The 12,247-nt window shown below is 67.9% G+C and carries 4 protein-coding genes; 3 read left to right on the top strand and 1 reads right to left on the bottom strand.

Features of this window, described 5'->3' with window-relative positions; all coding sequences use genetic code 11:
* Positions 1 to 76: 76 nt before the first annotated feature.
* A complete protein-coding gene (locus tag PM1_RS10990) occupies positions 77 to 6,430 on the bottom strand; it encodes a retention module-containing protein (RefSeq protein ID WP_024128636.1) in 6,354 nt (2,117 codons plus the stop codon).
* A 549-nt stretch (positions 6,431 to 6,979) separates the two neighbouring features.
* On the opposite strand from PM1_RS10990, the gene PM1_RS10985 reads away from it, so the two are divergent.
* The 3 genes from PM1_RS10985 to PM1_RS10975 all read left to right on the top strand — a co-directional run bounded on the left by PM1_RS10985 (position 6,980) and on the right by PM1_RS10975 (position 11,889).
* Entirely contained in the window at positions 6,980 to 8,269 is a 1,290-nt protein-coding gene (locus PM1_RS10985; RefSeq protein WP_446731348.1) for a TolC family outer membrane protein, read from the top strand.
* A gap of 106 nt (positions 8,270 to 8,375) precedes the next feature.
* Positions 8,376 to 10,538, top strand: a complete 2,163-nt coding sequence (locus tag PM1_RS10980) for a type I secretion system permease/ATPase (RefSeq protein ID WP_009618788.1) — start codon at positions 8,376 to 8,378, stop codon at positions 10,536 to 10,538.
* Positions 10,539 to 10,542: 4 nt separating this feature from the next.
* Positions 10,543 to 11,889 (top strand): HlyD family type I secretion periplasmic adaptor subunit, encoded by a 1,347-nt coding sequence (locus PM1_RS10975; RefSeq protein ID WP_009618787.1) that lies wholly within the window; start codon positions 10,543 to 10,545, stop codon positions 11,887 to 11,889.
* The last annotated feature ends 358 nt before the right edge of the window (positions 11,890 to 12,247 follow it).

Genomic DNA, 12,247 nt, shown 5'->3' with positions numbered 1-12,247 from the left:
GATATGCGCTGCCATCCCCCAGCGGATACGCGACCGCCGCCCAAGGGCGGCGGTCGCAGGCGCCCTTGCGGCGCGCTCAGACGGTGTCCACCTTCACCGCATGGTCGGCCAGCAGGCCGTTGAGCACCGCGTGGGTGTCGCCGCTGGAGACGATGGCGCCGCCGTGGTGGTCGGTGTACTTGGCCACCAGGTCGACGTTGGCCAGGTCGATGGTCTGGGTCGTCGCGCCCCCTGTCGCGCCGGTGGGGTTCACCGATATGGTGGTGGTCGAGGTGGTGGCGTTGACCGAGAAGGTCAGGTACTGCGCCAGCGAATCGGCGGTGGCGTGCTCGCCCTGCAGCAGGTCGGCCAGGTTCAGCGAGTCGCCCTCGCCTATGTTGAAGTCCTTGATCACGTCATGCCCGGCCTCGCCCTTCTGCCAGACGAACTGGTCGGCGCCGGCGCCGCCGGTAAGGGTGTCGTCGCCCATGCCGCCGAACAGGATGTCGTTGCCGTCGCCGCCGAGCAGGGTGTCGTTGCCGCCCTGGCCGAACAGCAGGTCGTCGCCCTTGCCGCCTTCGAGGGTGTCGTTGCCGCCTCGGGTGTCGCCGGCGACGTTGAGCTCATAGGCGTGAGCGACGATGTAGTTGGTCACCTGGCCCTGGGACGGCGCGGCGCCGCCGTTGGCGGCGGTCAGGTAGTCCACCAGGCCCTGGTAGCCGGCGCCGTTGTGGGTGCCGGCGGCGTGCCCGGTCCAGCTCAGGGCGTCGGTGTTGATCACGTCGCCGAAGAGGATGTCGTTGCCGTCGCCGCCCACCAGGTGGTCGTGGCCCACCGCCTGCGGCGAGGTGTTGCTGAAGCCTTCCTGCAGCGCGGTCTGCAGCTGTTCGGCGGTGTTGATGATCTGCGGCTGGCCGACGTTGGCGGTGAGGTCCGGGGTGTTGCCGGTGAAATGCAGGGTGGCGGTGCCCGTGGTGCTGGTGTTGTCGAAGAACTGCAGGATGCCGCTGTTGATGCCGTCGCCGATGCCGATGGCGTTCACCGACACATGGTCGCTGCCGCTGAACAGGCCGCCGCCGTTGAGCAGGTTGTTGGCGACGTCCAGCGCGTCCTTGATGTCGTGGTAGTTGGTGACGGTGCCGCTGTTGCTGTTGTCGCCGATGTAGGTGGTCGGGTTGCCGTCGGTGAGGAAGAACGCCAGGTTGATGTAGTCGTGGGCGGCGTTGGCGCCCCCGCCCACCGTGGCGTTGAACCAGTCGACGGTGGACTTCAGCGCCGCCTCGTAGTTGGTCCCGCCCACGGCGCCGAGGCTATTGATGGCGCTGATCAGGGTGGCGACGTTGGTGCTGTTCAGACCATGCACCTGGGTCAGCGTCGAGCCGTCGGCGAAGGACACTAGGGCCAGGTTGATGGTGCCGTCGTGGCCCTTGATCTGGTTCAGCAGGTTGATCAGCGCCGCCTTGGCCAGGGCCATGCGGCTGAGCCCAGTGGTCCCGGAGGCGTCGGCCATGCTGCCGGAGGTGTCGATGATCAGCGCGATGTTGTAGTTCTTGCCGGGCGTGGTGGTGACGGAAACGCCGCCCACGTCGCCGATCAGCACGTCGTTGCCGAAGCTGCCGGCGATGGTGCCGTGGTCCGGCCCGAGCGGGCTGGGCACGACGTGGGGCGTCGTCGAGCCGTCGGTGTCGCTGGCATTGCTGCCCACCACCAGGATCGGTGCGCCGTATTTCACGCAGATGTCGAGGTTGGCCGAGGCGGTGTCGCCGTCGCCATCGACGATGGTGTACTGGAACGACTCGCTGATCTGCCCGCTTTCCGGGAAGCTCACGCTGGCCTTGACCGCGTAGGTGTAGTCGCCGGCGTGGTGGCCGCCGCCATCCTTCAGGTACAGCGTCAGGGTGCCGTTGTCGGTGCTGATGGTCAGCAGGCCGCTGCTGGCGTTGTAGCTGCCGGTGGCATGGCTGGCGCTGGGGTTGAGGTTGGTGAGGTTGCCGTTGGCGTCCACCGCGAAGGTCTCGCCGCCGATGCTCACCTGGGTGATGCGCACGGTGCCGTCGGCGCTGACCGGCAGGTCGTTGGCCAGCACGTTGCCGCTGACCGCGTCGAGGTGGCTGAGGTTGACCAGGGTGGCGCTGAGGTCGCTGGGGTCGGTGACGATGACCGGGGTGCCGTGGCTATCCACCCGCACCAGGTCCTGGTCGGTGATGGAGGTGCCGACGCCGACGGCGAAGGCCTCGACGTTGTTGGTGCTGCCGTTGTGCGCGGCGAGGAAGCTCTGCCAGGCGTTCAGCGCAGCGTTGGTGCTACCGGTGGTGGGCTGCCCATCGGAGATGAAGTACACCCGGTTGATCGCCGCGGGGTCGGCCCCCGGCGCGTTCAGGTCGGCGTTGATGCTGGTCTGGGCGCGGTTCAGGGCGGCCTCGTAGTTGGTGTTGCCGCCGGCCTGCAGGCCGTTGATGGCGTTCACCAGGCTGGTGTAGCCGCTGTCGCCGGCGTCGTCGAAGCTGTAGTGGCTGGCGGCGCTGGCCGAGGTGGCGAAGCTGATCAGCGAGACCTGGATCAGCAGGCCCATGGACGCGTACTCGTGCAGCATGTTGATCAGCGCGGCCTTGGCCTGGGCCAGCTTGCTGCCCTGCATGCTGCCGGAGACGTCGAGCACCAGCGTCAGGTTGACCGCCGGCGGCGGCTGCACCAGCAGGCATGCCGGGTGGTCGTCCACCGCGGTGGGGCCGTCGTCGGCGAAGCCGATCTTGTTGCCCAGGTCGAGGGTCTGGCTGCTGCTGGCCTTGTCGCCGTCGTAGTCAGTGATGCTGGCGGTGCCTTCCAGGCCGACCAGCCCGGTCTTCAGCCAGGCCACCTGGCTGTCGTAGTTGCCGGAAGCCCCCGGCCCGTCGTGCTGGATGGCCGAGTACTGGGTGAGGATCACCTTGCCGCTGTTGCCGTCCAGGCGCAGGTCGAACACGGTGTTGGCCGTGGTCACGCCCTGCAGGCTGGTGGCGGTGCTGCCGACGATCTTGCCGCCGACGTCGTACAGGTGGATGGTCGCGTTGCCGCTGCTCAGCCCGCTGTCGGCGCCCTGCCCGGCCAGCAGTTTGAGGCTGTAGCTCCAGCTCACCGCAGAGGCCGGGGCGTCGGCGCCAGCGCTCTGCGAGGTGATGACGAAGGCGCCGGTGAAGTCGCCGCTGGCGGTGTCGGAGTTGGCGCCTATGGTGTCGGCGTCCTGGGTCAGCACGACGGCGGACTGGCTGCCCAGGCCGACGCTGATGGACGGGCCGTCGTCGGCGAAGGCCACCTTGTTGCCCAGGTCCAGCGAGGCCGTGGAGCTGGCCTTGTCGCCGTCGTAGTCGGTGATGGTCGCGGTGGCCTGCAGGCTCACCAGGCCGGTGGCCAGGGGGGCCTGCTGGGTGGCGTAGTTGCTGGTGGCGCCCGGCAGCGCATGGTCGATTTCGGCGTACTGCGTCAGGGTGACACTGCCGCTGCCATCCACCTTCAGGTTGAAGATGGTGTTGCTGGCATTCACCCCGCCTTCGGTGTTCGAGGTGCTGCCGATGATCTGACCGTTCTGCTCATACAGGTAGATCTTCTGTCCCGCACTGTTCAGGCCCGATTGGGTGCCTTCGGCCACGTCCAGCTTCAGCGCATAGCTCCAGTTCACTGCGGCCGGGGTATCGGCGCCGGCGCTCTGCGAGGTGATGGCAAAGGCCGCGGCGAAGCTGGTGGTGGCGGTGTCGAAGTTCGAGCCGATGGTGTCCGCGTCATGGGTCAGCAGCACGATGGGCTTGCTGCCGCTGAGGTCGATGCAGATGGAAGGGCCGTCATCGTCGAACGCGACCTTGTTGCCCAGGTCGAGCGAGGCCGTGGAGCTGGCCTTGTCGCCATCGTAGTCGGTGATGGTGGCGCTGGCCTGCAGGCTCACCAGGCCAGTGCCGAGGGAGGTCTGCTGGGTCGCATAGTTGCTGGTCGCGCCCGGCAACGCGTGATCGATCTCGGCGAACTGCGTCAGGGTGACATTGCCGCTGCCATCCACCTTGAGGCTGAAGATGGTGTTGCTGGCGTTCACGCCGCCTTCACTGCTGGCGGTGCTGCCGATGATCTGGCCGTTCTGCTCGTAGAGATAAATCTTCTGTCCGGCACTGTTCAGGCCTGACTGGGTGCCTTCGGCCACGTCCAGTTTCAACGCATAGCTCCAGCTCACCGCGGCCGGGCCGTCGGCGCCAGCGTTCTGCGAAGTGACGGCGAAGGCCGCGGCGAAGCTGGTGGTGGCGCTGTCGAAGTTGCTGCCGATGGTGTCGGCGTCCTGGGTGTGCAGCAGCACCGGAACCTTACCGCTGAGGTCGATACAGATGGAGGGGCCGTCGTCGTCGAAGGCCACCTTGCCGCCCAGGTCGATGCTGGCGCTGGACGAGGCCTTGTCACCGTCGTAGTCGGTGATGGTCGCGCTGGCATCCAGGCTGACCAGACCGGTGCCGAGGAAGGCCTGCTGCGCGGCATAGTTACTGGTCGCACCCGGCAGCGCATGATCGATCTCGGCGTATTGCGTCAGGGTGACGTTGCCGCTGCCGTCCACCTTCAGGTTGAAGATGGTGTTGCTGGAATCGATGCCGGCTTCGGTGCTGGAAGTGCTACCGATGATCTGGCCATTCTGCTCGTACAGATAAATCTTCTGTCCGGCACTGTTCAGGCCTGACTGGCTGCCTTCGGCCACGTCCAGTTTCAACGCGTAGCTCCAGCTCACCGCGGCCGGGCCGTCGGCGCCAGCGTTCTGCGAAGTGATGGCAAAGGCCGCGGCGAAGCTGGTGGTGGCGGTGTCGAAGTTACCGCCGATGGTGTCCGCATCCTGGGTCACCAGGTTGCCCAGCTGCGCGCCGCTGGCGCCGATGCCGATGCTCGGGCCGTCGTCGGCGAAGCCGATCCGGCCGCCCAGGTCCAGGTTCTGGCTGGCGCTGGCCGGGTCGCCGTCACGGTCGGTGATGGTGACGCTGCCCTGCAGTTGCACCAGGTCGCTGCCGAGGGTGACCTGCTGGCTGTCGAAGCCGCTGGTGGCGCCCGGCAACGCATGGTCGATGGCGGCGTACTGGGTCAGGGTGACCTTGCCGCTGGCGGCGTCCACCACCAGCGAGAAGACGGTGTTGGCGCTGCTGACCGCGCCGGCGCTGGCGGCGGTGGAGCCCACCACCACGCCATCGATCAGGTAGAGGTGGATGCCCTGGCCACCGCTGCTCAGGCCCGAGGCCTCGCCCTGGCTGGTGACGTTCAGGCTGTAGTGCCAGGCCACGCTGCCGGCGCCGTCGGCGCCATAGGCCAGGGTCGCCTTGAAGGCGCTGGCGAAGTCCGCCGAGACGCTCTCGGAAGCGCCGCCGCGGGTGCCTTCGTCATGGCTGAGCAGGCTCGGCGCCTCGCCCTCCTGGGCCAGGGAGGCGGTGGGGCTGTCGTCGTTGATGAGGATGGCCAGGTTGCCGCCGGCGGACGTGCCGTTGCCGTCGGTCAGGGTGTAGGGGACGCTGAGGGCGATGTCGTCCTCGACGCCGTGCTGCGGGTGGTCCAGCGGCTGCTGCAGGACCAGTTCATAGGTGCCGTTGGCGAGGTTGGTGAGAGTCAGGGTGAACACCGTCTGGCCATTGGCCGAGGCCGTCAGCACGTGGCCGTCGGGGCTCACGCTGTAGCTCAGGGCCACGCCGCCGGAGGTCAGCGCCGGCAGGCCGCTGGTGCCCCAGGCGAAGGTCCCGGGGCCGTCGGCGCCGAAGTCGTAGCCGAGGCTGCCGGAAGCGCTGGCGCCGACGCCGGGCAGGCCGTCGTTGCCCTGGATGCCGCCGGGCAGGCCGTCCTCATCCACCACGGCGCTGGCGTTGCCCGCGCTGGGCACGCCGTCGACGGGCGGGGTCGGCGGTTCCGGCGGGGTCAGCGGCGCCGCCTGTGCCTGCTCGGGGCTGGGTATGCCGTCGAACAGCCGCGGGAACAGCGGGCCGCTGGCCAGGGGCCCGGTGGGGAAGCCGATGTCCGGATCGATGTGGCCGCCGATCTCGGTCAGCAGCACGAAGGAGTGCCCACCACCGGCCTTGGCGTTGCCGCCGGCGGAGAACGACGGGCCGGCCGCGGTGGCCTCGGCGACCTGGCTCGGGTCCTGCCCGGCGGCGATGGCCGCCTGCAGCGCCTTGACGTCGGTGATGTCCTGCTGGCTGGGCGCGACCGGCGCCTGCGCCGGCGCGCTGTCCGCGTACTGGTGGTGGGCGGCGGCGACCAGTTGATTGCTCATCGGCATCGAACTGTCGCGCCCCAGGGTGAGTTCGCCGCCACCGGCGATCGCCACGGCCACGGCACCTTCGTGCCCGGTCACCAGTTGTTCGCCGACGAACAGCTTGTCGCCCTGGTGCAGGATGCGACGCGAACCATCCGCGGCCACGGCGAAAACCTCGCCCACCGCCTTGCTGACGATACCTACCAAGCTGGCCATGACTGCATCCTCCGCGCTTACTCTGCGCTTGCCGCCCGGCGCCGCCTCCGGCGGCACCCAAGACCTCCGAGTTGGCCATGCCGTCACCGGCGCGCAGTGATGCGTAGAGGGAAGTAGAAGCCTGAAGGCGCTTTGGCATCAAAAAGCCAGCGGATGAATCCGCCATTTTTTTGACCACGCTTGCTTCGGTACTTCGCGGAAACGCCCGCCCTAGCCGCCTGAAACGTACATGGCTGTATGTGCAAGCCCTATTCGTCCCCATAGCCAAGAAAAATCAGGGTTTGCGAGTTTTACAATGTGCCGCTTTTCACAGGTGTCATAAGACTTTTTCTGAATATGGGATGTGAAAAATTCTTCTGAGGTTCGCGAAAAGTTGTTCTTAGCTCTGATGTTACAGGCGTGAAACGCTTGATATCAGAAAAAAGCCAAGTTTTTGGCGAATTGCAAGAGCATCGAAGTCGAGAACACCAGGAGAACGCCATGCGCAGTCGTAACGCGACGCTATGGAGCGGTGTATTTCTGGCGGCCACCTGCGCTCAAGCCAACGCGATGAGCCTGACCCAAGCCATACAGAGCACACTGCAATATCACCCGGAGATCAGCCAGAGCATGAACAGCCGGCTGACCGCAGACCAGGAACTGAAGATCGCCCGCGGCGGCTACCTGCCCACCGTCGATCTACTGCTGGGTTACGGCCGCGAAGGCGTCGATAGCCCCTCTACCCGTCAGGAAGGCAACCACAACAAGGAAACGCTCAACCGCGGCGACGCCGAGATTCGCCTGCAGCAGATGCTGTTCGACGGCTTCGCCACGCCCAACGAGGTGGCGCGCAACGAGGCCAACGTCAATTCCAAGGCGTTCCGCGTGCTGGGCACCTCGGAGAACGCCGCGCTGCGCACCGTCGAGGTCTACCTCAACGTGCTGCAGCACCGCGAGATGGTGAGCCTGGCGCGCAACAACCTGCAGGCCCACCAGCGCATCGGCGACCAGATCCGCATGCGCAGCCAGCAGGGCGTCGGCAGCACCGCCGACAACGACCAGGCCACCGCGCGCCTGGCCCTGGCGCAGAACAACCTCTACACCGAGGAAGTCGACCTGCGCGACGCCGAGGCCAACTTCTACAGCGCCGTGGGCAAGCAGCCCGACGAGCTGGAGACGCCCTCCACCGTCAAGGCCCTGGTGCCCAGCGACATCAACAAGGCGCGCCAGGAAGTGCTGAGCAACAACCCGCTGCTCAAGTCGGCCCAGGCCGACGTGAACGCCGCCGAGAAGCAGTACGAGGCGGCCAAGTCGCCCTTCTACCCGCGCTTCGACCTGGAACTGTCGAAGGCGGCGAACAACAACGTCGACGGCGAAGTGGGCCACTACAACGACTGGGAAGCCCAGGTGGTGATGCGCTACAACCTGTTCAACGGCATGCGCGACAAGAACCGCCTCGGCGCCACTTCGCACCAGATCGACGAAGCCAAGGACGTCCGCGACAACGCCCTGCGCCTGCTCAACGAGAACCTCTCGCTGGCCTGGGACGCCATGGAGAACGCCAGCAAGCAGACCGGCCCGGCGCGCGAATACGCCGACTACACGCGCAAGGTCCGCGAGGCCTACCAGCAGCAGTTCACCCTCGGCCAGCGCACGCTGCTCGACCTGCTGGACAGCGAGAACGAACTGTTCACCGCCAACCGCCGCTACACCCAGGTGCGCTACACCGAGGAGTACTCGCGCTACCGCGTGCTGGCCGCCATGGGCGCCCTGCTGCGCTCGCAGAACGTCGTGCCGCCCCATGAGGGCGTGGCGCTGTCCGACGTGAAGACCGAGACACGCCTGCCCGACATGAAATAAGGCCCTGCCCGCCCCGCGCCCGCCGCCGGCCCCGTCCGGCCGGCGGCGCCTGCGGGGCGCGGCGGCCGCACGGGGCTCGCAGAAGCCCGGGAGAAGTAGCGTGACCATGATCATCCAGGAGCGCGGCAACCCCGCAGCGGACGACCCCCGCCTGAGCCACGACGACCCCCTGCTCGACGGCCTGCTGATCCTCTGCCGCCTGCACGGCTGTTCGGTCAGCCGCACCAGCCTGAGCGCCGGCCTGCCGTTGCCGCAGCAACGCCTGAACGCCGAGCTGCTGCCCCGCGCCGCGGCCCGCGCCGGGCTGCAGGGGCGCCTGCTGCGCCGCGAGCTGAAGGCCATACCGGCGCTGAACCTGCCGGTACTGCTGCTGCTCGAAGGCGGGCGCAGCGCGGTGCTGCGCCAGTGGGGCGCGGACGGCCAGGCGCTGATCCTGCCCTGCGAGACCGAGGGCGGCGAGCAGTGGGTGGGCACCGAGGAACTGGCCGCGCAGTACAGCGGCCTGGCCCTGTTCGCCCGCCCGCGCCACGAGCTGGAAGCGGCGCGCCAGCCGCTGGTGCCGCGGGTCGAGGCCTGGTTCCGCGACACCCTAAAGCTGTCGCGCTGGCTCTATACCGACGCCCTGGTGGCGAGCCTGCTGATCAACCTGCTGAGCATGCTGGTGCCGCTGTTCGTCATGCAGACCTACGACCGCGTGGTGCCCAACCAGGCCATCTCCACCCTCTGGGTGCTGGCCAGCGGGTTGCTGCTGGGCACCCTCTTCGAGCTGCTGCTGCGGGTGCTGCGCTCGCACCTGCTGGACATGGCTGGGAAGAAGACCGACGTGGTGCTCTCGGCCACGCTGTTCGAGCGCATCACCGGCATGGCCATGAAGTTCCGCCCGGCCACGGTCGGCGGCTTCGCCCAGAGCATCCACGACTTCCAGGGCCTGCGCGAATTCCTCACCGCGCTGACCCTCACCAGCCTCATCGACCTGCCCTTCTCGCTGCTGATGATCGTGGTCATCGGCCTGCTCGGCGGCGCTCTGGTGGCGGTGCCGCTGCTGGCCTTCCCGCTGACCATCGGCTTCGCCTACCTGATCCAGGTGCGCCTGCGCGACACCGTGCAGAAGAGCCTGACCCTCGGCGCCGAGCGCCAGGCCCTGCTGATCGAGACCCTCGGCGGCCTGGAAACGCTCAAGGCCTGCGGCGCCGAGAGCGAGCGGCAGTACCGCTGGGAAGCCACCCACGGCGCCCTCACCCGCCTGGACAACCACGCCCGCTTCCTCGCCACCCTGGCCACCAACGGCACCCTGTTCGTCCAGCAGTTCGCCGGCATGGCCCTGATCATCTGCGGCGTCTACGCCATCCTCGACGGCCAGCTCAGCGTCGGCGCCCTGGTCGCCTGCTACATGCTCAACAGCCGGGTGCTAGCGCCGCTGGGGCAGATCGCCGGGCTGATCACCCGCCACCAGCAGGCGCGCCTGACCATGAAGAGCACCGACGCGCTCATGGCCCTGCCCCAGGAGCGCCAGGCCAGCCAGCGCCCGCTGGAGCGCACCCAGCTGCACGGCGCGCTGGAGATGCGCCAGGTGGAATTCCGCTACCCCGAGCAGAACGCCGCGGCGCTGAGCCAGATCGGCCTGCGCCTGGCCCCCGGCGAGAAGGTCGGGCTGATCGGCCGCAGCGGCTCGGGCAAGAGCACCCTGGCGCGCCTGCTGCTGGGCTTCTACCAGCCGGACGAGGGGCAGATCCTGCTCGACGGCCTGGACCTGCGGCAGATCGACGTGGCCGACCTGCGCCAGCAGGTGGGCTACGTGGCCCACGACCTGCCGCTGCTGGCCGGCAGCCTGCGCGACAACCTGACCCTGGGCGCGCGCTACGTCGGCGATGCGCGCATGCTGGAGGTGGCCGAGCTGACCGGCGTCAGCGAACTGGCCCGGCAGCACCCGGCCGGCTTCGACCGCCCGGTGGGCGAGCGCGGCCAGCTGCTCTCCGGCGGCCAGCGCCAGGCCGTGCTGATGGCCCGCGCGCTGCTGCTGGACCCGCCGATCCTGGTGCTCGACGAGCCCACCAGCGCCATGGACAACAGCAGCGAGGAAGCCCTGCGCCGGCGCCTGCAGGCGTGCTGCGCGGACAAGACGCTGCTGCTGGTCACCCACCGCACCTCGATGCTCGCCCTGGTCGATCGGCTGATCGTCCTCGACGCCGGGCGCATCGTCGCCGACGGGCCGAAGGACGCGGTGATCGAAGCATTGCGCAAGGGCCACGTCGGCCCGGCAGCGGGGTGAAGCCATGAGCAGCATGCAACCGACGCCGGGCTACCTCGGCGGCCGCAGCGACACCGAGTTCATGCCCGAGGTCCAGGGCACGGTGCTGGAGGACTCGCCGCTGGCCGCGCGCATCACCCTCTGGGCGGTGCTCGCGCTGCTGGTCTGCGCGCTGGCCTGGGCGCACTACGCGCACCTGGAGGAAGTCACCAAGGGCGAAGGCAAGGCCATCCCCTCCAGCAAGGTGCAGACCATCCAGAACCTGGAGGGCGGCATCGTCTCGGAAATCTTCGTCCACGAAGGCCAGGTGGTGGACAAGGGCCAGACCCTGCTGCGCCTGGACGACACCCGCTTCGCCTCCAACAAGGGCGAGACCGAGGCCGACCGCAACGCCCTGGAGGCCCGGGTGGAACGCCTGAGCGCCGAGGCCGAGGGCCGCGAGCCGGCCTTCTCCGACACCCTGAAGCAGACCGCGCCGCAGGTGGTCGACGACCAGCTGCAGCTCTACCACAGCCGCCAGGCGCGCCAGGCCAGCGAGGTGAGCATCCTCCAGGAACAGCTGCGGCAGAAGACCCAGGAGCTGCAGGAATTCCGCGCCAAGGCCCAGCAGTACCGTTCCAGCCTCGGCCTGGTGCAGCAGGAGCTGAACATGTCCACGCCGCTGGTCAAGAGCGGCGCCATCTCCCCGGTGGAACTGCTGCGCCTGCGCCGCAGCGTGGTGGAGATCAACGGCGAGCTGAACGCCACCACCCTGGCCATCCCCCGCGCCGAGGCGGCCATGCAGGAGATCGCGCGGAAGATCGACGAGTCGCGCCAGGGCTTCCGCACCGACGCCCTGAAGGACCTCAACGAGGCCCGCACCGAGCTGAACAAACTCACCGCCACCAGCCGCGCCATCGACGACAAGGTCAGCCGCACCACCGTGGTGTCGCCGGTGCGCGGCATCGTCAAGCAGCTGAAGATCAACACCATCGGCGGCGTGGTGCAGCCGGGCAGCGACATGGTGGAAATCGTCCCGCTGGAGGACAACCTGCTGGTGGAAGCGAAGATCCGCCCGCAGGACGTGGCCTTCCTCCACCCCGGCCAGCCGGCCACGGTGAAGTTCAGCGCCTACGACTACACCATCTACGGCGGCCTGAAGGCCAAGCTGGAGATGATCAGCGCGGACACCATCACCGACGACAAGGGCAACGCCTTCTACCTGATCCAGGTGCGCACCGACAAGAATCATCTGGGGCCGGACAACAAGCCGCTGCTGATCATTCCGGGGATGGTGGCGACGGTGGACATCATCACGGGCGAGAAGAGTGTGCTGGATTATCTGCTCAAGCCGGTGCTGAAGGCGCGCTGGGAGGCGTTGCGGGAGCGGTGAGGGGTGTTGTGGGGGCGAGCTTGCTTGCGAATGGGGTTTGCCGGGGGCTGTGGTGTTGGGGGGAAGAGCGCCCTCTCCCCAGCCCTCTCCCTGAAGGGAGAGGGGGCTGTCCTGAGTAGGCGGAAAATCTGGAGTCATCCTGAAACTCCTCACTCCCCCTCGTCATTCCCGCGAACGCGGGAACCCAGCTGCCTTAGCTTGGGTGTTTCTGCGCCGCTCCGAGTCTGCCCGACCGTCTTGTTTCGCCCCCTCGGGCGAGTCCCTTTTGTCAAACGCCACAAAAGGAACCAAAAAGGCTTGCCCCGCATACGGGCCCGACAGAGTCGGGCTACCCTCACGAACTCCCCCGCCACGGAGG

Source organism: Pseudomonas sp. M1, from assembly GCF_022760135.1.
GTDB classification, from domain to species: domain Bacteria; phylum Pseudomonadota; class Gammaproteobacteria; order Pseudomonadales; family Pseudomonadaceae; genus Pseudomonas; species Pseudomonas citronellolis.
The sequence above is the reverse complement of the archived record's forward strand: the minus strand, read 5'-3'. Positions and strand labels throughout refer to the sequence as shown.